The 25,617-nt window shown below is 56.7% G+C and carries 29 protein-coding genes and 1 tRNA gene; 13 read left to right on the top strand and 17 right to left on the bottom strand.

The annotated features are described in order from the left end of the window. The first annotated feature begins 1 nt into the window (after window position 1). Window positions 2–931: a hypothetical protein gene (locus ACOQOY_RS17035; protein ID WP_420586541.1), complete on the top strand. Its 930-nt coding sequence runs from the start codon at window positions 2–4 to the stop codon at window positions 929–931. 155 nt (window positions 932–1,086) lie between these two features. After that, window positions 1,087–3,729 carry a DUF5906 domain-containing protein gene (locus ACOQOY_RS17030; RefSeq protein ID WP_420586540.1) on the top strand — a complete coding sequence of 881 codons (2,643 nt, stop codon included), beginning with the start codon at window positions 1,087–1,089 and terminating at the stop codon, window positions 3,727–3,729. A gap of 169 nt (window positions 3,730–3,898) precedes the next feature. Here the strand turns inward: ACOQOY_RS17030 and ACOQOY_RS17025 are convergent, their stop codons facing one another. Together ACOQOY_RS17025 and ACOQOY_RS17020 are read right to left on the bottom strand one after the other, a co-directional pair. Next, window positions 3,899–4,855 carry a DUF4238 domain-containing protein gene (locus ACOQOY_RS17025; protein ID WP_420586539.1) on the bottom strand — a complete coding sequence of 319 codons (957 nt, stop codon included), beginning with the start codon at window positions 4,853–4,855 and terminating at the stop codon, window positions 3,899–3,901. A gap of 155 nt (window positions 4,856–5,010) precedes the next feature. Continuing rightward, entirely contained in the window at window positions 5,011–5,664 is a 654-nt protein-coding gene (locus tag ACOQOY_RS17020; RefSeq protein ID WP_420586538.1) for a hypothetical protein, read from the bottom strand. A gap of 170 nt (window positions 5,665–5,834) precedes the next feature. Between ACOQOY_RS17020 and ACOQOY_RS17015 the strand changes: the two genes are divergently transcribed. Then, a complete protein-coding gene (locus ACOQOY_RS17015) occupies window positions 5,835–6,227 on the top strand; it encodes a hypothetical protein (protein ID WP_420586537.1) in 393 nt (130 codons plus the stop codon). Window positions 6,228–6,468: 241 nt separating this feature from the next. Here the strand turns inward: ACOQOY_RS17015 and ACOQOY_RS17010 are convergent, their stop codons facing one another. The 3 genes from ACOQOY_RS17010 to ACOQOY_RS17000 all read right to left on the bottom strand — a co-directional run bounded on the left by ACOQOY_RS17010 (window position 6,469) and on the right by ACOQOY_RS17000 (window position 8,890). Beyond that, window positions 6,469–7,572 carry an IS4 family transposase gene (locus ACOQOY_RS17010; RefSeq protein ID WP_420583443.1) on the bottom strand — a complete coding sequence of 368 codons (1,104 nt, stop codon included), beginning with the start codon at window positions 7,570–7,572 and terminating at the stop codon, window positions 6,469–6,471. A 702-nt stretch (window positions 7,573–8,274) separates the two neighbouring features. Next, complete coding sequence (locus ACOQOY_RS17005) at window positions 8,275–8,559, bottom strand: hypothetical protein (RefSeq protein WP_171105563.1); 285 nt, start codon at window positions 8,557–8,559, stop codon at window positions 8,275–8,277. Window positions 8,560–8,814: 255 nt separating this feature from the next. Continuing rightward, window positions 8,815–8,890, bottom strand: a tRNA-Thr gene (locus tag ACOQOY_RS17000). Between the two features lie 181 nt (window positions 8,891–9,071). Here ACOQOY_RS17000 and ACOQOY_RS16995 point away from each other — a divergent pair. Next, window positions 9,072–9,947, top strand: a complete 876-nt coding sequence (locus ACOQOY_RS16995) for a hypothetical protein (protein WP_420586536.1) — start codon at window positions 9,072–9,074, stop codon at window positions 9,945–9,947. 90 nt (window positions 9,948–10,037) lie between these two features. Here the strand turns inward: ACOQOY_RS16995 and ACOQOY_RS16990 are convergent, their stop codons facing one another. Further along, a complete protein-coding gene (locus ACOQOY_RS16990; RefSeq protein WP_170493552.1) occupies window positions 10,038–10,307 on the bottom strand; it encodes a DUF2312 domain-containing protein in 270 nt (89 codons plus the stop codon). Between the two features lie 163 nt (window positions 10,308–10,470). Here ACOQOY_RS16990 and ACOQOY_RS16985 point away from each other — a divergent pair, with 163 nt between their 5' ends. Then, a complete protein-coding gene (locus ACOQOY_RS16985; RefSeq protein ID WP_420586535.1) occupies window positions 10,471–10,689 on the top strand; it encodes a hypothetical protein in 219 nt (72 codons plus the stop codon). Between the two features lie 9 nt (window positions 10,690–10,698). On the opposite strand, the gene ACOQOY_RS16980 is transcribed toward ACOQOY_RS16985, so the two are convergent. Beyond that, window positions 10,699–10,914, bottom strand: coding sequence for a hypothetical protein (locus ACOQOY_RS16980; protein ID WP_420586534.1), 216 nt, complete (start codon window positions 10,912–10,914; stop codon window positions 10,699–10,701). A gap of 244 nt (window positions 10,915–11,158) precedes the next feature. On the opposite strand from ACOQOY_RS16980, the gene ACOQOY_RS16975 reads away from it, so the two are divergent. Genes ACOQOY_RS16975 through ACOQOY_RS16960 form a run of 4 tightly spaced genes read left to right on the top strand, consistent with a single transcriptional unit; the run spans window position 11,159 to window position 13,335 of the window. Beyond that, window positions 11,159–12,022 carry an MBL fold metallo-hydrolase gene (locus ACOQOY_RS16975; protein ID WP_420586533.1) on the top strand — a complete coding sequence of 288 codons (864 nt, stop codon included), beginning with the start codon at window positions 11,159–11,161 and terminating at the stop codon, window positions 12,020–12,022. 21 nt (window positions 12,023–12,043) lie between these two features. Further along, window positions 12,044–12,466: a YeeE/YedE family protein gene (locus ACOQOY_RS16970; RefSeq protein ID WP_420586532.1), complete on the top strand. Its 423-nt coding sequence runs from the start codon at window positions 12,044–12,046 to the stop codon at window positions 12,464–12,466. Further along, window positions 12,466–12,897 carry a DUF6691 family protein gene (locus ACOQOY_RS16965; protein ID WP_420586531.1) on the top strand — a complete coding sequence of 144 codons (432 nt, stop codon included), beginning with the start codon at window positions 12,466–12,468 and terminating at the stop codon, window positions 12,895–12,897. The genes ACOQOY_RS16970 and ACOQOY_RS16965 overlap by 1 nt, the downstream gene beginning before the upstream one ends. Before the next feature lie 9 nt (window positions 12,898–12,906). Next, entirely contained in the window at window positions 12,907–13,335 is a 429-nt protein-coding gene (locus tag ACOQOY_RS16960) for a TIGR01244 family sulfur transferase (RefSeq protein WP_420586530.1), read from the top strand. A 1-nt stretch (window position 13,336) separates the two neighbouring features. Here the strand turns inward: ACOQOY_RS16960 and ACOQOY_RS16955 are convergent, their stop codons facing one another. From ACOQOY_RS16955 to ACOQOY_RS16935, 5 genes are all read right to left on the bottom strand, one after another. Then, window positions 13,337–14,437, bottom strand: a complete 1,101-nt coding sequence (locus ACOQOY_RS16955; protein ID WP_420586529.1) for a FliM/FliN family flagellar motor C-terminal domain-containing protein — start codon at window positions 14,435–14,437, stop codon at window positions 13,337–13,339. Between the two features lie 75 nt (window positions 14,438–14,512). After that, entirely contained in the window at window positions 14,513–17,191 is a 2,679-nt protein-coding gene (locus tag ACOQOY_RS16950; protein WP_420586528.1) for an ATP-binding protein, read from the bottom strand. Then, on the bottom strand, window positions 17,179–17,481 hold the full coding sequence (locus tag ACOQOY_RS16945) for a hypothetical protein (RefSeq protein ID WP_420586527.1): 303 nt from the start codon (window positions 17,479–17,481) through the stop codon (window positions 17,179–17,181). The genes ACOQOY_RS16950 and ACOQOY_RS16945 overlap by 13 nt, the downstream gene beginning before the upstream one ends. Beyond that, window positions 17,478–17,858, bottom strand: coding sequence for a response regulator transcription factor (locus ACOQOY_RS16940; RefSeq protein ID WP_420586526.1), 381 nt, complete (start codon window positions 17,856–17,858; stop codon window positions 17,478–17,480). The genes ACOQOY_RS16945 and ACOQOY_RS16940 overlap by 4 nt, the downstream gene beginning before the upstream one ends. 78 nt (window positions 17,859–17,936) lie before the next feature. Continuing rightward, window positions 17,937–19,232: a short-chain fatty acyl-CoA regulator family protein gene (locus tag ACOQOY_RS16935; protein ID WP_420586525.1), complete on the bottom strand. Its 1,296-nt coding sequence runs from the start codon at window positions 19,230–19,232 to the stop codon at window positions 17,937–17,939. Window positions 19,233–19,434: 202 nt separating this feature from the next. On the opposite strand from ACOQOY_RS16935, the gene ACOQOY_RS16930 reads away from it, so the two are divergent. The 4 genes from ACOQOY_RS16930 (at window position 19,435) to aat (ending at window position 22,664) form a co-directional block, all read left to right on the top strand. Beyond that, window positions 19,435–19,971 carry a LuxR C-terminal-related transcriptional regulator gene (locus ACOQOY_RS16930; protein ID WP_420586524.1) on the top strand — a complete coding sequence of 179 codons (537 nt, stop codon included), beginning with the start codon at window positions 19,435–19,437 and terminating at the stop codon, window positions 19,969–19,971. Between the two features lie 151 nt (window positions 19,972–20,122). Next, on the top strand, window positions 20,123–20,626 hold the full coding sequence (gene accB / locus ACOQOY_RS16925) for an acetyl-CoA carboxylase biotin carboxyl carrier protein (protein ID WP_420586523.1): 504 nt from the start codon (window positions 20,123–20,125) through the stop codon (window positions 20,624–20,626). A 9-nt stretch (window positions 20,627–20,635) separates the two neighbouring features. Continuing rightward, window positions 20,636–21,985, top strand: coding sequence for an acetyl-CoA carboxylase biotin carboxylase subunit (gene accC / locus ACOQOY_RS16920; protein ID WP_420586522.1), 1,350 nt, complete (start codon window positions 20,636–20,638; stop codon window positions 21,983–21,985). Between the two features lie 46 nt (window positions 21,986–22,031). Then, window positions 22,032–22,664, top strand: coding sequence for a leucyl/phenylalanyl-tRNA--protein transferase (gene aat, locus ACOQOY_RS16915; protein ID WP_420586521.1), 633 nt, complete (start codon window positions 22,032–22,034; stop codon window positions 22,662–22,664). Here aat and ACOQOY_RS16910 read toward each other — a convergent pair. From ACOQOY_RS16910 to clpX, 5 genes are all read right to left on the bottom strand, one after another. Then, complete coding sequence (locus ACOQOY_RS16910) at window positions 22,619–22,987, bottom strand: DUF2155 domain-containing protein (protein ID WP_420586520.1); 369 nt, start codon at window positions 22,985–22,987, stop codon at window positions 22,619–22,621. The genes aat and ACOQOY_RS16910 overlap by 46 nt on opposite strands. Beyond that, window positions 22,984–23,436, bottom strand: a complete 453-nt coding sequence (gene mlaD / locus ACOQOY_RS16905) for an outer membrane lipid asymmetry maintenance protein MlaD (protein ID WP_420586519.1) — start codon at window positions 23,434–23,436, stop codon at window positions 22,984–22,986. Before mlaD ends, ACOQOY_RS16910 begins: the two co-directional genes overlap by 4 nt. A gap of 12 nt (window positions 23,437–23,448) precedes the next feature. Further along, window positions 23,449–23,832, bottom strand: coding sequence for an NADH:ubiquinone oxidoreductase subunit NDUFA12 (locus tag ACOQOY_RS16900; RefSeq protein WP_420586518.1), 384 nt, complete (start codon window positions 23,830–23,832; stop codon window positions 23,449–23,451). Window positions 23,833–23,911: 79 nt separating this feature from the next. After that, a complete protein-coding gene (locus ACOQOY_RS16895; RefSeq protein ID WP_420586517.1) occupies window positions 23,912–24,274 on the bottom strand; it encodes a RidA family protein in 363 nt (120 codons plus the stop codon). Between the two features lie 62 nt (window positions 24,275–24,336). After that, complete coding sequence (gene clpX / locus ACOQOY_RS16890) at window positions 24,337–25,602, bottom strand: ATP-dependent Clp protease ATP-binding subunit ClpX (RefSeq protein ID WP_420586516.1); 1,266 nt, start codon at window positions 25,600–25,602, stop codon at window positions 24,337–24,339. Window positions 25,603–25,617 lie beyond the last annotated feature (15 nt).

Raw genomic sequence — 25,617 nt, 5'->3', positions numbered from 1 at the left:
AATGACCAAGGCAATCGCAAAAGAACTGCACTTGAGCGGCGAGATTAAGCGGGCTTTGAAAACCCACGGCAAGTCCTTCACGCCAGACGCGGTTCAACATCTCACCGACGAAACCCAAAACCTCATCGGCGATCTGGAAGGCGAAATTACTGAAAAGCAGAAGGTTGTCCGGGACATCACCACCGAAGACGAGGACCGCGAAAGTGCGAAACGTGATCTGTTGGCGCTGCAAGGGCAACTGGACATGTTCAGCGATGCCTTGCCACGATTGGAGGAATTGCATCGGCTGGTCACTGTCCGGGTGCGCGATGAACAGCAAAAGCGCGACTACACGGCGCTGCAAAATGAGGGTGCTGAACTGCACACCTTGATGCGTGAGTTTATGCAAGCTTGTCCCGGTTTCGCGCGACTGTTGGCTCGCACGGCGCGGTATCACGATGCCATCCGCCGTTTCAATCAGCCACCGCAGGCAGGCCACCAGTTCATCAACCCGAAAGATCGACTGGAAAGTAAATATGAGCCGCTGCGTCATATCGCCCCTGACGCCTTTGTCCGCCAATCCGTGATCTGCGACATGACCGGGGCCGTACTGTTTTCTGGCGCTACATCCAAGGCCAGCCACCCAGCCCCGATGACGGCAAACCCTGTGGACACCGTTAAACACGCCTCCGAAATTGAGCAGGTAAAGCAGGCTCGGGAAATGCAATCCCATGCCCAAAACCGTCTCAAGGCGTTCGCTGTGACGGCTCAGGCGCAAGGCGTTACAATCGAGACCGTAGCGTCATGGCAAAACATGACCGACGTGGACCTGAAACGAGTCCAAGAACAGGCTGACGGCAAGTTCTTGGCAGAGGCACAGCGCGAACTTGAAAAAGCCATCGGCGCGGAACAGCCCCCTGCGAAGAAGGACGGGCCGAGCGGTGGGCATTGAGCCTGTATCGCCCTCAAAAATCGGCTCGCTGACAAATGATCAGCGGGCCTACTACAAACTACCCATAAAAATCAAAGGGGTAATCTGACCTACTGCTTCCAAGCAGACGTATGTCAGACAAAATCCCGTTTTCGACACGGAATGAGGCAGAAGTCATGCCGCGATTTACCACACCATTTGATGCTTCCGCAGTGGCCCCCATCCCAACCGCAGCGACGCGCTTTGCAATGATCCCACCTGAAATGAAAGACAGCCGCAGCTGGTTGGTATCCACAGGCGGGAAGAAGAAGCCGTTCCCCGTCCGCAATGGCAAAGTCATCGTTGACAACGCCGATACCGGAGCGAGATGGAAAAATCCGGATTACCTATGCTCGTATGAAGAAGTGCTTGAAGCAGTCGAGCACGATCCCAGCCTGAACCTCATGTTCGTTCTAGGCGTCGGCAATGATTTCATCTGCCTTGACCTCGATCCGATGGAGAAGGTCGCACCTAGCTTCGTGCCGATGGCGACAAGGCTCCGCGAAGCTCTGGCATCGGCGCTAATTGGCTTCACCTATTGCGAACGATCTATCTCTGGACGCGGATTGCACTACATTGGTCGCGGCACTGATGTGCGGCACCACAAAGAAAAGCTGCCTGTCCGAGATGTGGAATTGGATTTGCTTTTTACCAGCTGCCTTTTGATCACCGGTAACGCGGTCAATGATTGCACCGAAACCCCAGACATTAGCGAGGCGGCAAATAACTTGTTGCGCGACTTCGCCAAGAAGCCGGTGGCGCGGCCAACTGTGGACACTAAGGTTACCCCGTATATCAGCAGCGAGACGCGATTGAGGGCTATCATCGGCAATGGCGTACATGGCCACGCATTTCGCACTGGTGAGTGCCGCGACGTTTCACAGGCCCGGATCGGCATCATTCACACACTCGCCGAGTTTTGTACGGACGAGCGGCGGGCCTACAGCGTGCTGACGAACAGTCCACTTATGCAGATTGATGACGGCCGGGGCGAAACTCGTTTGGCCAAGATGGAGCGTTTATGGCCCGAAGACTGGAAGGCTGCGCTGGCTACAACAGAGGCGAACCGTAGACAGCGCGCGTTGTCCGAAGGTCAGGATGGAGTGGTCGGTGACCTGACCCGTGAATGCTTGTCAGAACAGAGCGACTACGTGAATTACCGCGTTCAGCATCATGCCCTTTCCCTTCTGCAACAAGCCGTTATGCGGCGACACTGCGACACAGACGCGTTGGCCCCGATTGTGGGTTATCTCGAACGCGGCGTCCGCGACTTGGGGGAAGTACGGGACGTATTTGAGAAACGGGATAAACAGCGGGCAGTCGAGCGATTGCTGGAAATCCAGATGGCATTTGAAGCCTTCGGAGATGACTTTCCCGAGTCCGCTGAAATGAACCGGTACATGATGGCTATGGTCCTCGAAGAAGCGCAGATAGACCGTCGAAATGTGTTCCGTAAATACAAGGAAATGTACCACATCATCGAGAACTATGGCGGTAAGAAAATGGTATTTCTCAACCGGCCGGATGGGTTCACAGGGGCATATGCCTGCTGGACAGAACCCGAGTTTGTCCGCGCGCGCCGCCAAGATAAAGTATTGGCTGGATGGGATGAAAACGGCGCGCCTATCATTGGTTCAGCCGCTCAAACTTGGTTAGATTCCCCAATGTCACCCCGTTATTTCAAAAGAGAAATGTGCTATGGGATGACGGAGCGGGTTGTCATGCAGCCCGAGGGACGTGTCCTGAATACATTTGAGGGATGGGGTACTCAGCCTGTCGCGGGGCAATGGCCTGCTATCCACTATCTGATCCGCGATATTGTTTGCGCCGGTAATGATACATGCGAGGCTTACGTTCTCGACTACCTTGCCCACATGGTGCAACAGCCATCGGACTTGCCCGGAACAGCCATCATTTTACAAAGCGAAGAACAGGGCACCGGGAAATCGACCTTCGTGGAAATTCTGCGAGAGTTGTTTGGCCCGAAATACTGCGGAACAACGGCAGACGCAGATACGTTTGTCGGTCAGTTCAATTCCGCCGCCAAAGATAAGCTGCTCCTACATTTCGAGGAGGCTGTAGCACCAAACGACCGCAAACTTGAAAGCAAGATCAAGGCCCTGATTACCAATGAAACCTTGAGCTACAACGCCAAAGGCATCGCGGCAGTCGAGGCACGGAATTGCGCCCGCATATTCATGACGTCCAACGCCGCCTATGTCGCACACCTCGCCCGTCATGACCGGCGTATGTTTGTTCTCAAGGTATCACCCAAACATGCCGAAGATCGGGCATTCTGGGGCCAGTTCCGGGCGACCTACAAAGCCGAGTTGAGCGCATTCATGCACCACCTGTGGACACGGGATATTGGTCACTTCAAGGCGACACGCATTCCATACACCGCAGGTCGGGATGAGCAGAAAATGGAATCCGCCACCGGCCCAGACCGGATTTTGCGTGAACTGCTTCGGGAAGGAATTTTGCCAATCGGTTCAGAACTGAAAGCCGAAGGATGGGCAGTCAGGGCGAACCTTCTGCATGAACACTTTGTGCGCCAAGGCTATGCGGGCAAAGGTCTGTCGGCGCGGGGTGGCAGCGCCGCCGTGAAACCAGTCACCACAGGGGCAAAAAATGCTCGATCAACGATTAACGGCTTTTCCAGTGTTGCCCGCCACCTGTTCCTGCCACCGCTTCCCGAGGCGCGGCAAATGTTCCTGGATCACATGGGCATTCAATCGTTTGATTGGGGCGACGATAGCGACGACTGGGCCACGGCCTAGCACTGGCCCTGTCGCCCTCTGGGGCGTGGTATGTGGGGGCGTTAGGCGTTTTCTTGACACGTTCCCCCACTTCTGGATCTGCGTTGTGATTTCCTGTGACATGTTCAGGCCGGATAATTTTCTAAGCACAGTTTCCACAGTGTAATTGCTTAACGCTTGGTTAAAGCGATCAGCTCTGCTCCGGTACTTTCTGGTCAAATAAGCGAGGCAAGTCCTCACCGCGAACATTCGATCTATTGTGCAAATCGATCAAGAAAGAACCGTCACGGGCATATATCTGTTTGGTTGAGTATCTAGCTATGTGAGTGTTGGTCGCGACTACTTGGAACGGCTCGTGTGTCATTTGTTTGGGTAAGTCTTCGTAGGTACCGATCAGAAGTAGGTTCGAGGTCAGAGGGAAGAAAACCATTGTTCCCTTAAGGCCGTGACCAGGCGGGTACGGACCTTTGTTGGTTTCATCTATCCAAGACAAGACAACGGGATCATCGCTGCAAATGTATTGATGCCCCTCGGGGGCACTGACAAAGCACCAGTTTCGACGCGCGGAACATTCCAAAACCGGGTCCAGCATCTTGAATTCCATTTGGATCAGATGGGTTTGGTCAATGATAATGTCGTAGTTTTTACTTTCGTGAAACTCCTTCATATCCTCGTATGTCAAGTCGTCATTGACTGGATAGCCATCCCTGCGCATCTTCTCCGTCTGGCTTTCCCACACCTCCTTAGATGAAAGCATCATGTGAGAAACCCTCTCTGCGATGTCCTTGTGAAAGTCAGACATGAGCTCCCTAAGCCTTGGATTTCTCACTGAAATATTGGCCAAGATATTCATTACTGAGTTAAAGTGCTCGGGTGTCGGAAACGCTTTCGCCTTAATGACATCCGCTAGATGCGCAGCAAACTCACCCTCAATTACCGCCATTGCATCTTCAATCGCATTTGGGTCAACACCGTCCGCTTCGATTCGAAAGAAGTGGCGTCGGCTTCCAACGTTTCTAACAAGTGTAACGAATGCTGTCTTGGTGTCGCTATCGAAGGTAAAAACCTTCGCTTTGCGCCCGACACCATCCGAAAAACCACGAAGGTAAAACTGCGGGATAAAATGATGGTTTGCCTTGGTCGCCAATACACTACCTAACTCGTTGGAAAATTGGACTGCGATGAAAATTACCGGTCGTCAACAACTACAGCGCGACCCGAGTTCCTTCAAGGCTAGGTACTCGCCGGATTTCTGCCAACGGCATGAAACCTAGCCACAAACTCGATTGAATTCTGTGTGCTTCAAAAGAACCAGTGCCGTTGCTGATCATAGATGCCCAGATGCTCAATCATGGTGTCGTGACCACGCAAGTCCTTGCCACGGGTGCGCATGATGCAGGGGTTCAGGTGCGACATGCGCAGCAGGGATTTGCGGAGCAGGATCATATGGGCGGCTTTGGGGTAGTCGGCGGTCGGATATAGGTCGGAAACTTTGTCGCCAATCATCGTCCATGCCGCCCGGGCCACTGTGGCTACCTTTTGCGGCCCCTTTTGCTCCATAAGAGCCATCATCGCGTAACCTGCATATGGGTCACTCTCTTCATACTCAGTTCGGTAGTCAATCCGAGTCAGCCCTTGCCCGCCGCCATTGACCGGATTCCATTCAAAACCATGAAACTCAGATTTGCCGCGCCGACCGTCCAACACATAGACGCGGGCGTGGGTCACTCTGGGACCAGACTTGCGACGGAAGTATTCAACGGCGTTGTCCTGCATGTCTGCCAGCGCCAGTTCGAAATCCGGGAAGCAGAAAAACTTTCGCGCGTACAGGCTTTTGTCCTTTGAGAGCAGGTTAAACGCACCGAACATGGGTCGGTTTTGGATCGCCCAATCCAAGTCCTTGCGCATGTCCTTTTCATCAAATTCCATCCCGGTTGGCACGTCATTTTCAAGCATTGATCCATCCTCAGTTTACGCCCCCATTTTATTCGCTTAGGCGATTGTTCCCAAACGGTAATCCACGTTTCCACAGGGTAATGAGATGGCGTTTACACCCCACATTCTGAGACCGTTTGCCACGCAGATTCAGCCGCCATATTGTTGTGGGCAGATGTGAGGATTTCGACATGACCCCCGAAGTAGAACAGGGCGTCCGGCAGGCGCTGGAACTCAAGGCCCGTGCTGGAAACGTGGACGCCGCCAAGCTGCTGTTTGCGGAACGCGCCAAACAGGTGCGACCCGTCAAGTTTGATGACTGCGCCAACGTGGATGAACTGCAAAAGCGATTTGGCGAATACATGGGCCAAGAGAGTTTAACCGCAGCCGAGGCTGACGCCGCCTCCAAAGCATTCGACCGGCTATTCAAAACTATTGTGGCCCGAGACAAGCTGGCAAAAGAACACGCCGCCAATACAAGCCGAACATCCGGCTTGATGATGGTCCCGGTTATGAATGTCGAAACGTGGGAAGCAGAGGCAGAGCGATCTCAGGCGGCTCTGAAACAACACGCCCGCGCATAGTCGAACTGATCAATCCCCATTCTAGTGTCCACAGGGTTCATGTCGCCGGTGGACATCCTCGCCCCCGTGTCACTGGCATGAGGGCTTTTTTGTGCCCATTGAGCCGGGTTCTGAGGGGTATTCATGCTGGCGCGTCTCGCCTCACCCCACCCATTTTCCGTGTTTATTCGATATATCCGGTGGGCTATATGGCGTCATACTTGAACCTGCCCCCTATTTGTTACGTTTCATGGTACACGACTCATGGCCAAACGCGCTCCATTTTGGGGCTTGAAAGCGACCGCTTTGGGCAGGTTCGTCGCCAGGCCTGAAGAGCCTTTTCCGGGTTATATAAGATCCAACGTCGGAGCGCGTCGAACCCGACCCTGAACCATGACGTTGCCCGCCGCTTGTGGGCTTTTTTCGGGATCCCCTGTCGGCCCATCGCCTGACTTGCGCATCGGTATGCCCAGGTCATGGCCAGCGCAACGATCGTAAGGAGTGTCGCAAGCTTGTGCGGGTCGGTGATGTGAGTGTCTTCGATATTGAAGCCACGAGTTTTGGCATCTGCGAAGAGGCATTCAATGCCCCACCTTTTGCGATAGAGTTTGAGTGGGTTTTTTGGGGCGTCGATGTTTGTTGCGACCCAAATCAACTCGCCACCTTTGATCCGTTTCCCCTGAAAGCGAAATAGGTTCTTGGGCGTGTGCGCCATGCCGCCCAGCCAGCCTTTCCATTGGCCCTTGCGGCGTTTGCGCAGCAGCGAACGCAACTGGAACCGGCGTCCGTCTTCGGTGTGGATGTGCATGTTTTCGCGTAAGCGGACGACGAATGGAACGTTGTTTTCAGCGAGAAAATCCAACCACTTATCCCCAATGAACTCCCGGTCTGCCAGCAGAGCCTCAATGGAAGATGCCCCGAACACTCGAAGATATCGTCGGATCAACTTCTTGCGTTGCCGCGTTGAGCTATTACCGCTGTTACCCAGAAGCGACCACATCAGAGGCACCTTGAAGCGGCGTGTCACGATCGCCAGAACCAGAAAGTTGATATCGGTCTTGCCCAACTTCCAGTTGGTCCGGTCCAGCGCAAGGAGCTTTGGACCCTTCAGATCAAGCAGGCAGATAATCAACCGCGCAACCACATCTCCATCCAATCGAACATGCTGGAAGAAGCGCTGAAGGCGGCGATAACTCGATGCATGAAGAGCGCTGCCGGGGAACTGACTCGCCAGATGACCAAGGTTCACAGTTCGACCGTTTGCCAGACCAATCAGCATTATGGCCAGGGTCTCCAATCGCGTCTTGCTCAGATCAAAATGTGGGCTTAGCGTTGTCATCAGAGGGGTGAGGAGAAATCCGAACATCCTGAAGATCCTTGTAGTGAAGAATCTTCAATTCGAATCCTTTTCGCCCCTCGTTTCAAGAAGCGTCGTGTACCGTGGTTACGTTTCAAAATAACACATCAACGCATTGGAATCATTCATATAAAAGTGGATTTTCGGCGCTTGTTACGTTGTGAAAGGGGCCTTAAATCGTGTGTTTTTCGGACGATTTTCACGGGGGATGCGTGGCGCAAGTACGCGTTGCCTTTGCAGTATATACGTACTGTTGATATTTATATTATGATGAACTTATGTACGTAACAAATATAACAAACATAACAATACAATAAAAACAATGATTTAAGGGGAGTGCATCCGTTACGTTTCTGTTATGCCCGTTACGTTCCAGCGGGTTTGATGCGGATTGAACAGTATTGCCCTGCATACCCCTATGCGCCCTGCTGAGTTTGCTGCCGCTTAGGTATTAGGTGCCGAGACGTGCGGTCGCGGCGTCGGCTGCATGGTCTGGTATAACATACCCCCCTATAGGTGGGGGGCGGGGTCCGATCTAGATGGAGGTGTCCATTTACTTATGCACCAGATTTCCGGCTGAAAAAGGCGCTTGAGATACGCCGCCCCCATGACAACGCACCCTGTGGTCACTGTACCAAGCCGGGATTTACAGGAGGGGCGGCTTTCCGTCAAAAAGGTCGTGGTGCAAGATCGTCGGCAATCCCGTCATAACTATAGTCGGGCATTGATCCATTCCCATGTGTCTTTGCTCAGCCACCCCTGATGCTCACCGTTATTCATTTTCGACACCAGAAGTCGGTCGTTCGTGTCCAGTTTCTTGCGCAGATGGGCGTCGACTTGATCGGCGCTTTGATTTGTCGAAATAAACCTTACCGACTCCAAGCCAGAGTCTGCTTTGTTAGTGTAAGTTTCCAATTGCTTGATAAAAGCGCTACGAGCAGCCGCGTAATTTGACTTCTCTTTGTTCAAATTCCACGTAACCACATAAACAGCCATAAGATTCTCCTGTAGTCTCAAGGTGATACTACACATTTTTAGCGCGAGCACTACCAGAAAGTTTCAACTATGTAGCTGGCGTTTTGGTTGCGCAACTCACACGCTCATTTGCATCGAATAGTGCGCCGAGAATCACGGCCCCTGTGGCTGACAATGTCGGCCTGTGCGAAATGTCTGCTATATGTCTGATCGCCTGATCGGCAGCAGGATTGCGCAGCCAGTTTGCGCGTAATTTATTGATTTTTAATGATTAAATGGTGCCCCCACACGGACTCGAACCGCGGACCTACTGATTACAAATCAGTTGCTCTACCAGCTGAGCTATAGGGGCACTGGGTGTCGATTACTTTCTCTTGTGCGGGACTGCAAGCCTATATTTTACCTTGAATTAGAGATTGTCGGGTTTCTTTCCTTCTCAATGACACAAAGCTTATAAGCGGCCCAGGTTTGACTGTCGGGATCGCAGACTGTAACCCGGCACGCAGGGCGAAAAGCAAGGGCAAGAGCCGAATATGCAGGTTATTATCCACGCGGGAGCGGCATTTACGGATGACGGCAGGCTTTTGGCGTCATTGCAGAAAAACGCGGCCGCTCTGACCGAAGGCAAACTTTCGATTTTTGGACCACGGCGGTACAGGCAGGTGTTCAAGCCCGCTTTTGACCAACTGGAAACAGGGATTGTCGATACGGCGGAGTTTGAGAAACTCAGGAATTTCTTGCCAGACAGCCCGACGGATGAAAGAGCTGTCTTTTCAAGCGAAAGTTTCCCGGGTGAACTCTCGTCTGCTTTGCGCGAAGGACAGCTCTATCCATTTGCCGGACGCAGGATGGCCCTGTTGGAGGACGCCTTTCCCAATCACCAGATCGAGCTGTTCATAGGTCTGAGAAACCCCGGTAGTTTCATACCCAAGCTGCTGATGTCACTGCCGCAAGAGACCCGAGGAAACATCATCCGGGATACAGATCTAAGCTGCCTCAGCTGGATTGGCATGATCGAGGATATCCGTGATCTCGCGCCCGGTGTTCAACTGACCATTTGGCGCAACGAAGATACCCCGTTCATCTGGGGAGATATCATTCGTGCCATGGGCGGTTTGAAAAAAGAGGCCGCGTTGCCCGACGAAAACGATCTGCTGCTATCCCTGCTTGACGAAATGGGTCAAGGCAAACTGCGTGCGCTGGTCGAACAAGGCGCAGATCAGGATATCCCGAACCAACACGACGCCATGGCGCAGATCTTCCACGATCACGCGCAGCATGATGCAATCGAAGAAGAGTTGGACTTGCCCGGTTGGAGCACCGAAATCGTCGACGCTTTTTCCGAGCTGTACGAACAGGACATGGCGCGACTGGCCAAAATGTCGGGAGTGCGGATGCTGGAACCCTGACCTGTTTCCAAGTTTTGCGCGCGTCAGGGTTACCCTGGAATGACACCACTGCCTGCCGGGTCAGAAGACCCAGACAGGCAATACGTGCTTTTAGCTCATGCCCAAAGCTTCTTTGTACATTTCCAGCACGGCTTCTTCTTCGGCAATGTCGTCTTTGTCGCGCTTACGCAGCGCAATCACTTTGCGCATGACCTTGGTGTCGTAGCCGCGGGCTTTGGCTTCGGCCATCACCTCTTTTTGCTGTTCGGCCAGGTCTTTCTTTTCGGCGTCCAGACGTTCAAACCGTTCGATGAACTGGCGTAGCTCGCCCGCAGTTACGCGGTAATTTGCGGCGGCCTGATCTTCGGTCATGTCATCCATTTACGTCTCTCCCTCGGGGTGGGTTTGTGATGCTGCGACAGTGGGCAGTACGCCGGATACAGTGCCGCCGCCCGGGCCGCAAGCGTCCAATCTCGGTCGGGCTTGTACCAGCTGTGCCTATCCGCTAAGCGCAGGTGGAAACGGACAGCAGATGTGGGGAACCATGTTCGAATACATCACCTGGGGCGGGGCCGCCCTGTCGATTGCCGGGCTTGTTGGCCTTATCTGGTGCATCCTGCGTGTGGCGAAAGCGCGCAAATCCGGCCTTTCGGACGACGATCTGCGCGCTGTGGTTCAAAGCGTTCTGCCCTGGAATCTGGCTTCGCTGTTTCTGTCTGTGATCGGCCTGATGGTGGTGATCGTTGGGATTTCCTTCGGTTAACCGCGCACTTTAAACCGGCAGGTTATCGAACTGAGCTTCCATCGCATCTTCGCACAGGGCCGCATCCAGCCGGCGCAGTCGTGACGGCACGTGCATACCCTGCTGGCGCATCCGTTCAATCACTTTGGTGACGCTTGGCTGAAGGGCAAGGCGTGTATCCAGGCATGCGCCATTCAGCTTTTCTTCAAGTTGCTCTGCTTCAGAATACAAATTGATTGATGACATTTCCATCCTCCCAATGTCTTCACTTTAGCCGCATATAGGTAACCGTTTTAAGACCTGCTCATGCTAGCCCGGATTCGCGCGGAAACCTGCCTGCCGATTGCGCGGTTTCGGCAATCAAACACGGTTTGGTTAAATTTTACTCTGAATACGATTAAGCTGCCTTGACTGGCATCAATTCACGCGGTGTTGATTACAATATATTCCATATTTAATATATAAAAGCACAGAGCCAGCGGAGGGCAAGATGACACCAGAGGTAAAAGCGTTCTTTGATCCCGAAACCTTTACGGTTTCGTATCTGGCTCGGGAACCCGAAGGCGTCGCCTGCGCCATTATCGACAGCGTTCTGGATTTCGACCACGCCTCTGGCCGAACCGGCACGGGATCGGCCGATCAGATCATCGAATACGTGAGGGCAAACGGCCTGCGGGTCGAATGGATACTGGAAAGTCATGTCCATGCGGATCACCTGTCGGCAGCCCCTTACCTGCAACAGGAATTGGGTGGTAAAATTGGTATCGGCGATCAGATCGTCACTATTCAGGAAACCTTTGGCAAAATCTTCAACGAAGGGACCGAGTTTCAGCGCGACGGCAGTCAGTTCGATGCCCTGTTCCGCGAAGGGGACAGCTTTCACATCGGTCAAATGCGAGGCGATGTCCTGCACACGCCCGGACACACCCCCGCCTGCCTGACCTATGTGATCGGCGATGCGGCGTTTGTGGGGGATACCCTGTTCATGCCGGATTTCGGCACGGCACGGTGCGATTTCCCGGGAGGATCCTCGGAGATGTTGTTTGCCTCGATCCAAAAGATCCTGTCCCTGCCCGACCAGACCCGGATTTTTGTCGGGCATGATTACAAAGCGCCGGGTCGCGACGAATACGCTTGGGAAACAACGGTCGGCGAGCAAAAGGCCCTGAACGTCCATATCGGTCAGGGACGCTCGGTCGAGGAGTTCGTTGAGATGCGCGATGCCCGCGATGCCACGCTGGCGATGCCGCGACTCATCCTGCCGTCTTTGCAGGTCAACATGCGCGCAGGGCAGATGCCGCCCGCCGACGAACAGGGTGACGTGTTTCTGAAGCTGCCCCTGAACAAGCTCTGAAACGCGGGAAGAGGACAGAACATGCAAGCGGAATGGCTCTGGGGATTGGGTGGAGGCCTTCTGATTGGCCTTGGCGCCGCAATCTACCTTTTGGGCAACGGGCGCATCATGGGGGCTAGCGGGATTTTGGGCGGGTTAGTCGATGGCGGCGACCGCTCGCTGGAACGGTGGAGTTTTGTAGCGGGTGTGATCGGCATGCCCATGCTGCTGCGGCCCCTGTTCTTGCCCAATGCTGAAACGCATCTGACCGGTAACATCGTCATCGTGATTCTCGCCGGGCTATTGGTCGGTTTGGGCACCCGTATCGCCAATGGGTGTACCTCCGGCCACGGCGTCTGCGGAATTTCGCGGCTTTCCCTGCGCGGGATTATTGCGACCGTTATCTACATCATGGCTGGAGGGCTTACTGTTGCCCTGTTGCGCCATGTCTGGGGGCTGATCTGATGCGCGCGCTTATCTCTCTGGTTGCCGGTTCATTGTTTGGCGCAGGTCTGTTGATCTCAGGAATGACCGACACGACCAAAGTGCAGGGCTGGCTTGATGTTTTCGGACGTTGGGATCCCACTCTCGCCTTTGTGATGGGGGGTGCGATCCTTCCAATGCTGATTGCTTGGCGTCTGTCGCGCGGCCGTCACCCGTTGACGGGCGGGCAGTTCCCCGAGCCTGCTTCTGGCGCAGCTGACCGCCGTTTGGTCATTGGATCGACCCTATTTGGCGTTGGATGGGGATTGGTCGGGCTATGCCCGGGGCCTGCGCTGGCGTCGATCAGTTATGGCGGGGTGGGCGGAGCTGCATTCCTGATCGCAATGTTGGCCGGGATGGCCGCGGCTCCGCCCCTTGGCGCACAACTGGACACAGCCGCAAACGCGGCCTAAGCAATTGCCATGGAGATTCGCCCGATTACCCCCCGCTACGCCGTCTCGCCGCAAATCACGGTCGAGGACGTTCCAGCCATCGCCGAAGCCGGTTTTGTGAAAGTGATCTGCAACCGGCCAAATGTCGAAGTGCCACAGGACATGCAGTCGGATGCGATAGGCGATGCTGTGCGTGCGGCGGGCTTGGAATACGAAGTTCTGGAGCTGACGCATCAGACCATGACACCCGAAAACGTGGCGCTGCAACGCGAACTGTCTGAAAGTTGCACTGGGCCGGTGCTGGCCTACTGCGCTTCGGGCACCCGCTGTTCGGTTGTATGGGCGCTGGGTCAGTGCGACCGGATGAGCACGGACGACATTCTGGACGCTACCACCAAAGCAGGATACGCGCTGGAAAACTTGCGCCCGATTCTGGAACAAACCCGCGGCGACAGCTGAGTTATCCGTCGCGGCCCAGATCGGTATCTGCCGGGCTCAGCCCGGCCAATTGCGATATCTCGGCAACCATCTGATCTGAGTCGGCAAAGTTCAGGCCAGTCTCCAAATCGTCGGCAATCGCGGTGTCGAATGCAGCGGGCACCTGCGAGATACCTGTCGGTGCAGGCGGCGGCTCACTGGCCATGACAGAAGAACGGGCTTCCATAAAGTCTTCTGCCTCGGTCTGTGTCAGCGCAGTAAGGGATGCGTATTCATTCAACCGCACCGCGCGCATTCCACCGCATTGCCCCAATCGGCCAATCGCCGCGCGCGTTCGGTCAATCGTCAGTACTTCGGCACGCTCCAGCCGCGCCCCCGCCAACGGCACGACATCACCGACCGCCAGATGAGACAAAGCCGCCAGCGGCAGCGACATGCGGCAGATCACCGTGTTGAGCTCGGCCCGTAAAACGCCCGATGCCTGTTCCAGATTGGGGCCGGTTTCAGCTTCGGCAACCACCTCACCCTCGACCTCAAGCCTTTCCGGCAAGAAGACTGATATCCGCCCCTGCCGTACCCCACCGCCCAATTCCAGCGTCAGCTCGAACACACGGTAAGCGTCCTCTGCCAGCGCCAGCGACATTGTGCGCAGATCGCCAAGGCGTGCGGCAAACTCATAGCCGGACAAACAGGTCTGATCCGCAGGTGCATCGACAAGGGCAACAGCGCGCGACAACGCCTCTTCGGCCAAGGGGGCAGCCATTGCGGCATCCGTGTGCGTGAACAAACGCGGCAAGGGGTCGTCGGCCATCACTTCGCCTATGGTCTGCACCTGAACAATGGCCGAGACCGCCCCCTGATCCATACAGACCGCGGCTGACAACCCCTGATCATCCGCAAAGCGCAGCAGCAGCCAATCTTCCGCCACCCGATCCGGCAAGGCATCCGGCGTGCAGCAGGATTGTTTTGCACCAATCACAACCAAGGGCAGTTGCAACCGGTCCCCTGCGGCGCGGGCGAAAGCCAGACGCAGCGCCCGCAGGACCGAGCGGGGCTTATCCCCCTGCTCTTCCTGCCCGACTGAAAGCTTGCGCGCCAAAGCCGCGCTGACCGTCTGCGTCATACTCCGAATCCGATGTGTGTTCTGTGCCTGATCCGGTCTAACCCGACGTTGGTTACGAATGTCTTTACGTCCGTATCACTGAGCGGCCTGCTGATACGCCAATGGCAACCTAACCCGGAACGCCGCGCCGCCCTGCCCCGGCAGATAGGTGATCTCACCACCCAGACGCTGCATGATCTCACGACAAATGGCCAGACCCAGGCCGGCTCCGCCCGCTTTGTCGCCGCCAACACGGGCGAATTTCTCAAACACCATCGAGCGCGCATCGGGCGGGATGCCGCTGCCATTGTCGACAAAGTCGATCACCACCTGCCCGCCCACATCATGGGTCGAGATCGTCAGAACCGGGTGATCGGCATCGCAATATTTCTGCGCATTGGAAATCAGGTTGATAAAGACCTGCCCCAGCCTGTCCAGATCAGTCATCAGCGGTATCCGCTCAGCCGGTTTGTTGCGCTGGACAGTCAGGTTCTGCCCGCTTCCGGCCAGTGCGCTGGACACAGCCCGGTCCAGCACCGAACGCAGCGTGTCTCCACCCAAGTTCAGGCTGACACGGCCACTTTCCAGCACGCTCAGGTCCAGCAGATCGTCCAGCAGCCGGGTAAGTCGCAGCGCCTCATCATGGATGATCGCCGCATAACGTGTCTGTTCCTCGGGACCCAACTCGTCGGTATCGCGCATGATCTCGGAAAAAGCCCGGATCGAAGTCATGGGCGTGCGCAACTCGTGGCTAACCTGACTGAGGAAACTGTCCTTTTGCTCCGATATCTGGGTCAACTTGGTGTTCGCCTCGCGCAATTGCCGGGCGGTACGGGCAAGCTCGGCCGATTTCGTCTCGAGCTGGCTGGAATACTCCAGCATTTGCGCAGACTCGTCGGCCACGGCCAGCAGGTCTTCGACGGAAACCGAGGATCCGCCCACGATCTGTCCAATCATCGCATGGGCAGTGGCAGTCCCGACGGACCCGCTCAGCTCACGCTCAAGACGTTCCAGAAAGGCCGGGTTGGGTTCCGGCAAGTTGGAACGGCTGCCCTGATTTTCCGCCTCGGCCTGAAAGAATTCCTGCGCGGGACCTGCACCCAGAATTCGCTGGGTCATGATCATCAGGTCTTCGCTTTGCGCCACCGAACCGGTCCAGCCACGTGGTGCAACCGAATGATCAAAGACGTTGACGAACTGCGCGCCCTGCAAGCGTTCCAGCGGGCTGGGGAAGCTCAGCAGGGAAGCAACACAGAAGGCGACCGTATTCAGGGAAAGTGACCACATGACAGTGTGCACCATCGGGTCCATCCCCTCGATCCCGAACAGGGCTTGCGGGCGCAGCCAGCTAAAACCAAAGGGGCCGTTCTGCAAGACGGACTCTGTTATTAGAACACCGCCCATCCCCGGCAGCAGCAGCGTGTAAATCCACAACAGGAACCCCACCGTCAACCCGACCAGAGCGCCCGTGCGCGTCGCCCCGCGCCAGAACAGGCCACCCACAAGCGCCGGCAGAATCTGGGAAATTCCGGCAAAAGCCACCAGACCGATCGAGGCCAGAGCAGCCCCACCCCCCGACAGTCGATAGTAGAAGAAACCCAGCGCCATGATCACGGCAATCGAAATCCGCCGCGCCATCAGAACAACATGGCGAACATCGCCTGACACCGAGCCCGTCCCCTCTTGCGTGCTCAGCCAGATCGGCATGACTACGTGGTTCGAAACCATTGTCGACAACGCCATGGCAGTCACGATGACCATTGAAGTGGCCGAGGAAAACCCGCCGATAAAGGATAACATCGCCAGCCAGTCGTTCCCCTGCGACAGCGGCACGGTCAGCACAAAGAGATCCGGGTTCGAACCCTCGGGCATCAGGTCCAGTCCGACGACGGCGATGGGCACCACGAAGAGGCTCATAAGAAGCAGGTACAGCGGGAAGGCCCAGGCCGCTGTTCGCAGATGCCCCTCATCCGCGTTTTCAACGACCATCACCTGAAACATGCGCGGCAGGCAGATGAAAGCCGCCGCAGATAAGAAAATAAATGTAGTCCAGCGGCCTGCGTCCACGTTCCATTGACCGATCTCGGAGGCGTCAATTTGGTCCATCATCGGACCGATCCCACCGGCAATGCCCCAGACCACAAAAGCACCAACCGCCAGCAGCGCAAACAGCTTTACCACAGACTCCAGCGCAATAGCCGTCACGACCCCATGGTGACGCTCGTTGACGTCCAGATTGCGGGTTCCGAAAAGGATCGCGAACATCGCCAGACCCGCTGCCACCCAAAATACACTGGAGCCTTCGCGGTAGAGGCCAGAAGGATCGGCCTCGGCAAAAATCGAGAACGACAGGGTGATGGATTGCAATTGCAGCGCGATGTACGGCGTGCCGCCCAGCACGGCCAGAATGGTCACACAGATCGCCAGCGTGTTGGACTTGCCGTAGCGCGACGAAATCAGGTCGGCAATGGATGTTACCCGCTGGCTCCGTCCGACTCGAACCAGCTTGCGCAGGCCCCACCACCAGCTGATCATCACCAGCGTCGGCCCCAGATAGATCGTCACGAACTCCAATCCCGACCGCGCCGCATTTCCGACCGCGCCATAGAACGTCCAGGCGGTGCAGTAGATCGACAGCGACAGTGTATAAATCAGCGGTGACCGCAGCCAAGCCCCGCGCCCTGCCGCCGCCATCCGATCTGCGGCGAAGGCAACGCCGAACAGCAGCACGACATAGCCCAGGCAGACCAGAATCAGAACGTTCAGCGTGGCCATTGATCCGTCTCAGATTCGGATTCGTCCTGTGTCGTCATGCGGCGGGCAGCAAAACCGAACACAAGGCTGGCCACGATCAGACCCACCCAGCAGGCAAAGATGTAGAAGATCGCCGAAGACAAAGGCACGCCCGGATTATCTTTCCACAACAACGGTATGGCCAGCAGAGCGGCCCCAAGAAAAGGTAACAACCGTGCCGCATCCGACAATCTGCGTCGGCGATAGCTCTGCCGTTCAAGAAAGACCGAAGGCCGGACGCCCGAGGGCTGTCGGTCTTCGCCGGAACTCATGATTGCGTTGCCTGCGCATGCAGGTCGCGCACCGCCGTCAGCATCTCGGTATTGGAAAACGGCTTGGTCATGAACCGGCTGACACCGGCATTTTCCGCCATTTCCCGATCACGGGACTGACCGCGTGCCGTCAGCATCAGAACAGGCAGGGCCTGCATCCCGTCAAGCTGGCGCAGATCGCGCAGAATCTCCATCCCGCTTTTGCCCGGCAGCATCACATCCAGAATAACCAGATCAGGGCTGGCCCCCTGAATGACCTGCACAGCATCCGTACCTTCGGCATGAGTTTCAACCTGCCAACCCTCACGCGTCAGCAGGAAACGAATGGCCTCAGCAATGTTGGGCTCATCCTCAATTAACAGAACCTTTCGGCTCATGATTGTCTGTCCTCCCCGTGACAGGCCGCGGTCTGGCGGACCCGTCGTGGTCAGCTTACGCGCAGTGTCAGGAAACTGTCAAAAACCTTCGCTCAGAATTGATGGTTCGCGACGGGATCTGCATTCGCTGTGCGGGCAGACCCGGCAGCTGGGGCCGACCCGTGCGACCGACTGAGTGTCCTGCACCACATCCTCGACGGAACGCACCAGCATGACGGACCGGTAGACCGGCCCCTCGTCATAGATCGCTGCGGATTGCGGCCAGGCATAAGCGTAGCAGTCAAACACGGCAGCCGTCCGGCCCAGCTGAACCACGCGCTGCCGGATCGGCACCAGCGGCCGGTTCAGGGCCTGAAACAGCGGCCAAAGTGGGCAGGCCTCACCGAACCGTGGCATGGCAAAACCGGAAACGGACTTGGTAAACAGGATACTGCCAGAGGCGTCACACACCACCAGCCCCGTAGGCCGGCCCAGATACCCGTCCGGCAAAGCTGCCAACCGTCGCAACACCGTCGCCAGATCCACCGAGAACCGCGCCGCCAGTTGCAACGGGTCCAACGCCGATTCTGCCAGCGCGTCCTGCACCCGATCTAGAGGCATCGCGCGCGCATCGTCTGCGTATAGCCTCAGGAAATCCTGTGTAAGCGACTTCGCGGACTGCGATTCCAGAGCGGTCAGGTCGATATCCTCACTCTCACCACCCAGTTCGATTTGTGGGAAATGGTGGCCGTTCGCATCGAAAAAGGCCTCGACATCCTCCAGCGGTACACCGCGGCGGTCTTCGGCAGAATCGCTGTCATCAAGATAGGCCACCAGCGACTTGGAGCTTTCGGCCAACCGTTCCGCATCCTGATGCAGGTTACTGTGGAACCGGTCGCGCCACTGCGGCTCGATTTCTTGCGTGTCCGCCAGGATCGCCGCAGTCGAGCGAATCGCAGCAGCGGTGGACAGCACCTCATGCATCGACGCGGCCAGATGCGGGTCATGGGTCAAACGATCCGACAGAGTCTCGACTGTGCGCTCAAGCGATACGACCCGACGGTGCATCTGCGCCAAAACCCCGGCCCAACCGGGGAAACGCCCGGCGAATTCCTCCAACGCGTCCAGTTCCGCCTGTTGACCAACCGCATCCGCCGCCGCTTCACGCAACGCCGAGATCAGAGTGGCCTCGATCCCTTGCGTCAGTACCGAAGGTTCAACCGCCAGCGCCCCGGCGATATCGACCAGCAATTTGCCACCGATCCGACGACGGTTGTGTTCGATCAGGTTCAGGTAAGAAGCAGATATTCCGACCTGCCGCGCCAACGCAGCCTGACGCAACCCGGCGATCTGGCGCCTCTCCCGGATGCGGCTGCCTGTTAATGTATCGCGCATGGCCTCGCCCCCTCCCTCGCGAACCTCCTCAACAGCCCCAATTGGTTTTCAGAACTCTTGATATGTTTCTAAAGGTTATGGTGACGTTATCAAATTCAATTTACATCCTTAACAACATGCTTTGTGAGCAAACACGGCGACCAGAAGCAAAATCGACGCCCCGCCCCTTCTCATTCCACTGAATTCCCGGCACGATAGCGGAATGAGCGACCCAGCCTTTGAATATGCACCAATCGGCCTGGTCGAATTGGAAAACCGGATTATCCGGCGCTGCAACTTGCAGTTCGCCCGGACCTTTGGTGGTGAGGCGGCTGACTACCGCAACATGCCCCTGCTGCACCTTTACCCGTCAGTCGCCGACTGGGAACGCATCGGAGCGCGCAGTCTTCAGGTGATGCGCGACACCGGATACTATACCGACGAACGCGTCATGCGCCGTCGCGACGGTGATCTGTTCTGGTGCCGCGCCCGCGGGCGATCCTTGACCCCCGACGACCCCTTCCGCCATGGAATCTGGAGCTTTTCTGACATCTCGGAGGAACGCCCGTTGGTCGAACTGACCGTCCGCGAACGCGAAGTGGCCATTCTGTCTTGCCGCGGCCTGTCGGCTAAGGAAATCGGGATGGAACTGAACCTCAGTTATCGCACCATCGAAGCCTATCGTGCGCGCCTGCTTGAGAAATTCGGAGCCCGTAAACTGCCGGAACTGGTGGCGAAACTTTCGGGAATGCCGCTTTAACCCCGTCTCACCCCCGAATTCTTGGCCAAACCCCTTTCCAATAGGGCCAGACTGCGCTTTTCATGGCCGGACGCTTGGCTTATAACGCTGCGTAATTAGATCAAAGCCCGCAGGTAACAGACGGGCCAAAGGGGAACCGTCGAGGACACTCATGACAGATACCAAACACGAAGCGGATGTGGCATTCATCAAGGCACTGGCCGAATTGCTGCGTGAAAACGACCTGACCGAACTGGAGGTTATGCGCGAATATGGCGATGACGACAGCCTGAATGTCCGCGTCAGCCGCGCAACGCAGGCTGTTGCCGCTCCGGTTCAAGTCGCCGTTCCTGCGGCCGCGCCTGTCGCACCGGTAGCTGCACCCGCCGCAGCCGCTGCCCCTGCCGAAGCACCAGCGGTACAGGAAGATCCGGCCAGCCACCCCGGCGCCGTGACCTCGCCCATGGTCGGCACCGTTTACATGCAGCCCGAGCCAGGTGCGCCCGCGTTCATCTCGGTCGGCGCATCCGTTTCCGAAGGCGACACGCTGCTGATCGTCGAAGCGATGAAAACCATGAACCACATCCACGCGCCCAAGTCGGGTACAATCAAGCGTATTCTGGTCGGCGACGGCGACGCTGTGGAATTCGGCACTCCTCTGGTCATTGTTGAGTAAGGCGCGCCCATGTTCGACAAGATCCTGATTGCCAACCGAGGCGAGATCGCCCTGCGCGTGATCCGTGCCGCGCGCGAGATGGGGATTAAGACGGTCGCCGTGCATTCCACCGCCGACAGCGACGCGATGCATGTGCGCATGGCCGACGAATCGGTGTGTATCGGCCCGCCGCCCAGCCCGCAAAGCTATTTGTCTGTTCCCGCCATCATCTCGGCTTGTGAGATCACCGGCGCACAGGCGATCCACCCCGGCTATGGCTTCCTGTCTGAAAACGCCGAGTTCGTGCAGATCGTCGAAGACCACGGCATCACATTCATCGGCCCCACCGCTGAACATATCCGCGTCATGGGTGACAAGATCACCGCCAAGGACACGATGAAGGAACTGGGCGTTCCTTGTGTTCCCGGCTCAGATGGCGGCGTTCCCACGCTGGCCGACGCCAAGCGTATCGGTGAGGAATTCGGCTATCCCGTAATCATCAAGGCCACCGCCGGTGGCGGCGGGCGCGGCATGAAAGTCGCGATGAACGCCGATGAGATGGAAAGCGCATTCATGACCGCGCGCGCCGAGGGCAAGGCTGCCTTTGGCAATGACGAGGTCTATATTGAGAAATACCTGACCACACCGCGCCATATCGAGATTCAGGTCTTTGGCGACGGCAAAGGCAAGGCGGTTCATCTGGGTGAACGCGACTGTTCGCTGCAACGCCGCCACCAAAAGGTGTTTGAAGAGGCCCCCGGCCCCTGCATCACCCCCGAAGAACGCGCCAAGATTGGTAAGATCTGTGCCGACGCGGTGGCCAAGATCAACTATATCGGCGCAGGCACCATCGAGTTCCTCTATGAAAACGGTGAGTTCTACTTCATCGAGATGAACACCCGCTTGCAGGTCGAACATCCTGTGACCGAGGGCATTTTTGGTGTCGATCTGGTGCGTGAACAAATCCGCGTCGCCGCTGGCGAAGAGATGTCGTTTGGTCAGGACGATCTGGAGATCAACGGCCACGCCATTGAAGTCCGCATCAACGCCGAGAAACTGCCGAACTTCTCGCCGTGTCCGGGCAAGATCACCGCGTATCACGCACCGGGCGGTCTGGGCGTTCGGATGGATTCGGCGCTTTATGATGGCTACTCAATCCCGCCCTACTACGACTCTCTGATAGCCAAACTGATCGTTCAGGGCCGCGACCGCGCCGAGGCGCTGGCACGTCTGGAGCGTGCGTTAGGTGAGCTGATCGTCGACGGCATCGACACTACCGTGCCACTGTTCCATGCCCTGTTGCAGGAACCCGATCTTCACAGCGGGACCTACAACATCCACTGGCTGGAGCGCTGGCTTGCGGAGAATATGGCCGACTAACATACTGGGGGCGAAGGGTTTTCCCTTCGCCCTTTGAGCATATTGTATGAGCCTTTCACCGGAACTTCTACTACACGGCTATTCCATCGGCATTTTCCCGATGGCCGAGCACCGCGATGCTGCCGAGCTGTTCTGGGTTGATCCCAAGTTGCGGGGTGTCTTCCCATTGGACGGTTTTCACGTCTCGCGGAGCCTCGCGCGACGTATCCGCAAATCCGGGTTTTCAGTAACGATCAATCAGGATTTTGCGGGCGTGGTCGACGGCTGCGCCGACCGCGCCGATACGTGGATCAATGCAGAACTACGCGACCTGTATCAGCAGATACACGATTCAGGCCAAGCACATTCGCTTGAAGTTTGGGACGGGGATCATCTCGTAGGCGGTGTTTACGGCGTTACAGTCGGCGCGGCGTTTTTCGGAGAAAGCATGTTCTCGCGCCGCACAGATGCGTCAAAGATCGCATTGGCCTATCTGGTGGACCGCTTGCGCCAAACCGGATTTCGACTGTTTGATACACAATTCCTGACCGCGCATCTGGCATCGCTGGGCGCAATCGAAATTCCGCGCGCGCAGTATCGTCTGGAACTGGAAGAAGCCATCAACGCCAGCGCAGACTTCACCGCGCCGTTGAATCAGTTGCCCGATGGCGTGATACAGCGGATCACCCAGACGTCATAACGTGCATGATCCAGCGCATTCAAGGCCGGAGACGTCGCGATCATCCACCCGTCAAACAATTGATCTGACTTCTCTTTTTCCCAGATCGTCAGATAAGCAAAAGCGTCACCGGTTGGGTTATCGACCGGATAGCGGCAATCCCCAAGGGCGACGTCCAGACCAAATACCTCACCGCTCTGACCACTTTGGATTTCCACATCGACAGTCTGGCCATTGACCTTATCCAGTCCCCGCAACATCGCCCCGGGGGCGGATTGCACCTTTTGCTGGGCCGATGCACCGGTTGCCAGCAACAAGGCCGAGATCAGGGCCAGATGCCTCATTCGTCGCCGCTCCCGGCCACGAATTTGACCAGCAGTGAAATCAGGCTGACCGCGCCCTGAGTGTCTTCGACCTGATCGCCCGGCTCGAAATAAAACGGTGATCCGCCCGGCATCACCTCGACGAAATTGCCGCCCAACAGCCCTTCCGAAGAGATTACGATGGCGCTGTCATCCGGCACTAGAATGCCATCCCGAATTGAAAACGTGGTGTCCGCGCGATATGTATCCGGGTTCAGATCCACACCTGTAACGGTGCCAATCTTGACCCCTGCCAGACGCACATCGGTGCCCACGCCGACACCCTCGAGCGAGCGGAAGGATGCGCCCAACTCATAACCCGTAGCGCTTTGCGACAGGCCCGTGGACTGACTTGCATAGACACCGAAGGCAACGGCGCAGGCCAGAACAGCCCCACCGACAAGAACTTCGGTCACATTATAGCTCGACATTGATCGCCTCGTTTATTCCGGGCTCCAGGCCTCATAGTCCGCGCGTTCGACCGGATCGGCCCGCCGCAGAGACCCCGCAGGCGTATAGGCCAGCGCTGTACCCGTCAGGTTTTCCTGATGTGGTTTTTCCCAGGTTTTGTGCTGCAATGGCTTGTCCGTCGGCGGCTCATCCCAGGTCCGGTGCAGCCAACCATGCCAGTCGGGATCAATCCGGCTAGCCTCGGCCTCACCATTGAAAATCACCCAGCGTTTGCTGTCGTCGGCCGTGCGATAGAACACGTTGCCTTCGTTATCCTCACCAACTTTGACCCCCTTGCGCGAGGTGTAAATCTGCGTGTTGAGGGTGGCCCCGTTCCACCAGGTTACGGCCCTTAATAACGTGTTCAGGATACCCATCGGCTGCCTCCGGCAATTCTGTTCCCGCAGATATGGACCAAAGGCGCGCCAAGGTCCAGTGTCACAAGGGCCGCAGTCACTATTCCGGCAAATAAGCCGTGACTTCGATTTCGATCCGATATTTCGGGTCAATCAGGCCACATTCGATCATGGTCGTGACCGGAGGGTTGGCCCCAAAATATTCTCGAAGGATCGGCCAGCAGGGTTCGAATTCAGCCCGATCCGGCAACATGTAGGTCACACGCACCACGTCGGCGAAACTTGCGCCGGCCTCAGACAGAGCCTTGCCGATCACCTCCAATGCCGACCGGCATTGTGCTGTGACGTCATCACCCTGCCCCACCGTTCCGGCGACATGCACCCAACCTCCAGCCACAACAGCGCGGCAATAACCGATTTTTGCTTCGAATTCTCCACCGGATGAAATGCGTTTGATCGTCATGATACCCTCACATGAAAACGGCGCGGTCTGCGCCGCGCCGTGTTTCGTAAATCGTTTTGAACTTAACCAGCCGAGGCCGATTCAGCCGCATCCGCGTAGATGATCAGGGGCTGTTTGTCGGACGAGACCGCCTCTTCATTGACCACAACTTCGGTCACGTTTTTCATGCCGGGCAGTTCGAACATAGTATCCAGAAGGATATCTTCGAGGATCGAGCGCAATCCGCGTGCGCCGGTTTTCCGTTCGATGGCCTTCTTGGCAATCGCTTTCAGCGCATCGTCAGTAAAGGCCAGCTCCGCGTCTTCCAGTTCGAACAGGCGCTGGTATTGCTTGACCAGAGCGTTCTTGGGCTTGGTCAGGATCGTGACCAGAGCATCCTCGTCCAGATCCTCCAGCGTAGCCAGAACCGGCAGACGACCGACGAATTCCGGGATCAGGCCGAATTTCAGCAGATCTTCGGGTTCCAGATCCTTGAATATCTCGCCCACGCCGCGCTCATCATTGTCACGCACATCGGCACCAAAGCCCATGGCCGAGCCCTTACCGCGCTGCGCGATGATCTTGTCCAGACCGGCAAAGGCGCCGCCACAGATGAACAGGATGTTCGTGGTATCCACTTGCAGGAATTCCTGCTGCGGATGCTTGCGACCCCCTTGTGGCGGAACACTGGCGACAGTGCCTTCCATCAGCTTCAGCAGCGCTTGCTGCACGCCCTCACCCGATACGTCGCGAGTGATCGAAGGGTTTTCGGACTTGCGCGTGATCTTGTCGACCTCGTCAATGTAGACAATGCCGCGCTGCGCGCGTTCGACGTTGTACTCACTGGCCTGCAACAGTTTGAGAATGATGTTTTCGACATCCTCACCAACATAACCGGCTTCGGTCAGCGTGGTTGCATCGGCCATCGTAAACGGCACATCCAAAATGCGCGCCAGCGTTTGCGCCAGCAGCGTCTTGCCGCAACCGGTCGGGCCGATCAGAAGGATGTTCGACTTCGCCAGCTCAATATCGCTGCCCGCTTTCTGGGCATGGTTCAGGCGCTTGTAGTGGTTGTGAACGGCAACCGACAGAACCCGCTTGGCCGTCGCCTGACCAATCACGTAATCGTCCAGAACCTCGCAGATGTCTTTCGGCGTCGGAACACCGTCCGAGGCTTTCAGACCGCTGGCCTTCGTTTCCTCGCGGATGATGTCCATGCAAAGTTCGACGCATTCATCACAGATAAACACTGTTGGCCCGGCAATCAGCTTGCGCACCTCATGCTGGCTCTTGCCGCAGAAGCTACAGTAGAGCGTGTTCTTGCCGTCACCGCCTGAATTCGTCGCCATGTTCTACCTTTCGGG

Origin of the sequence: Ruegeria sp. (genome assembly GCF_965221235.1) — a bacterium.
Classification (GTDB): domain Bacteria; phylum Pseudomonadota; class Alphaproteobacteria; order Rhodobacterales; family Rhodobacteraceae; genus Ruegeria.
Note: the sequence above shows the minus strand (reverse complement) of the source record. Positions and strands in the feature narration are given on the sequence as shown.

Bases quoted from the DNA above. Each gene is read 5' to 3' on its own strand.
- ACOQOY_RS16930 (WP_420586524.1), top strand. From the start codon at position 19,435: ATGAGCGACCCAGCCTTTGAATATGCACCAATCGGCCTGGTCGAATTG.
- ACOQOY_RS17020 (WP_420586538.1), bottom strand. From the start codon at position 5,664: ATGCTTGAAAATGACGTGCCAACCGGGATGGAATTTGATGAAAAGGAC.
- ACOQOY_RS16980 (WP_420586534.1), bottom strand. From the start codon at position 10,914: ATGTCATCAATCAATTTGTATTCTGAAGCAGAGCAACTTGAAGAAAAG.
- ACOQOY_RS16935 (WP_420586525.1), bottom strand. From the start codon at position 19,232: ATGCGCGATACATTAACAGGCAGCCGCATCCGGGAGAGGCGCCAGATC.
- aat (WP_420586521.1), top strand. From the start codon at position 22,032: ATGAGCCTTTCACCGGAACTTCTACTACACGGCTATTCCATCGGCATT.
- ACOQOY_RS17005 (WP_171105563.1), bottom strand. From the start codon at position 8,559: ATGGCTGTTTATGTGGTTACGTGGAATTTGAACAAAGAGAAGTCAAAT.
- ACOQOY_RS16965 (WP_420586531.1), top strand. From the start codon at position 12,466: ATGCGCGCGCTTATCTCTCTGGTTGCCGGTTCATTGTTTGGCGCAGGT.
- ACOQOY_RS16970 (WP_420586532.1), top strand. From the start codon at position 12,044: ATGCAAGCGGAATGGCTCTGGGGATTGGGTGGAGGCCTTCTGATTGGC.
- accC (WP_420586522.1), top strand. From the start codon at position 20,636: ATGTTCGACAAGATCCTGATTGCCAACCGAGGCGAGATCGCCCTGCGC.
- mlaD (WP_420586519.1), bottom strand. From the start codon at position 23,436: ATGTCGAGCTATAATGTGACCGAAGTTCTTGTCGGTGGGGCTGTTCTG.
- ACOQOY_RS16995 (WP_420586536.1), top strand. From the start codon at position 9,072: ATGCAGGTTATTATCCACGCGGGAGCGGCATTTACGGATGACGGCAGG.
- ACOQOY_RS17035 (WP_420586541.1), top strand. From the start codon at position 2: ATGACCAAGGCAATCGCAAAAGAACTGCACTTGAGCGGCGAGATTAAG.
- clpX (WP_420586516.1), bottom strand. From the start codon at position 25,602: ATGGCGACGAATTCAGGCGGTGACGGCAAGAACACGCTCTACTGTAGC.
- ACOQOY_RS16950 (WP_420586528.1), bottom strand. From the start codon at position 17,191: ATGGCCACGCTGAACGTTCTGATTCTGGTCTGCCTGGGCTATGTCGTG.
- ACOQOY_RS16975 (WP_420586533.1), top strand. From the start codon at position 11,159: ATGACACCAGAGGTAAAAGCGTTCTTTGATCCCGAAACCTTTACGGTT.
- ACOQOY_RS16945 (WP_420586527.1), bottom strand. From the start codon at position 17,481: ATGAGTTCCGGCGAAGACCGACAGCCCTCGGGCGTCCGGCCTTCGGTC.
- ACOQOY_RS16985 (WP_420586535.1), top strand. From the start codon at position 10,471: ATGTTCGAATACATCACCTGGGGCGGGGCCGCCCTGTCGATTGCCGGG.
- accB (WP_420586523.1), top strand. From the start codon at position 20,123: ATGACAGATACCAAACACGAAGCGGATGTGGCATTCATCAAGGCACTG.
- ACOQOY_RS16960 (WP_420586530.1), top strand. From the start codon at position 12,907: ATGGAGATTCGCCCGATTACCCCCCGCTACGCCGTCTCGCCGCAAATC.
- ACOQOY_RS16990 (WP_170493552.1), bottom strand. From the start codon at position 10,307: ATGGATGACATGACCGAAGATCAGGCCGCCGCAAATTACCGCGTAACT.
- ACOQOY_RS16955 (WP_420586529.1), bottom strand. From the start codon at position 14,437: ATGACGCAGACGGTCAGCGCGGCTTTGGCGCGCAAGCTTTCAGTCGGG.
- ACOQOY_RS17010 (WP_420583443.1), bottom strand. From the start codon at position 7,572: ATGTTCGGATTTCTCCTCACCCCTCTGATGACAACGCTAAGCCCACAT.
- ACOQOY_RS16895 (WP_420586517.1), bottom strand. From the start codon at position 24,274: ATGACGATCAAACGCATTTCATCCGGTGGAGAATTCGAAGCAAAAATC.
- ACOQOY_RS17015 (WP_420586537.1), top strand. From the start codon at position 5,835: ATGACCCCCGAAGTAGAACAGGGCGTCCGGCAGGCGCTGGAACTCAAG.
- ACOQOY_RS17030 (WP_420586540.1), top strand. From the start codon at position 1,087: ATGCCGCGATTTACCACACCATTTGATGCTTCCGCAGTGGCCCCCATC.
- ACOQOY_RS16910 (WP_420586520.1), bottom strand. From the start codon at position 22,987: ATGAGGCATCTGGCCCTGATCTCGGCCTTGTTGCTGGCAACCGGTGCA.
- ACOQOY_RS16940 (WP_420586526.1), bottom strand. From the start codon at position 17,858: ATGAGCCGAAAGGTTCTGTTAATTGAGGATGAGCCCAACATTGCTGAG.
- ACOQOY_RS16900 (WP_420586518.1), bottom strand. From the start codon at position 23,832: ATGGGTATCCTGAACACGTTATTAAGGGCCGTAACCTGGTGGAACGGG.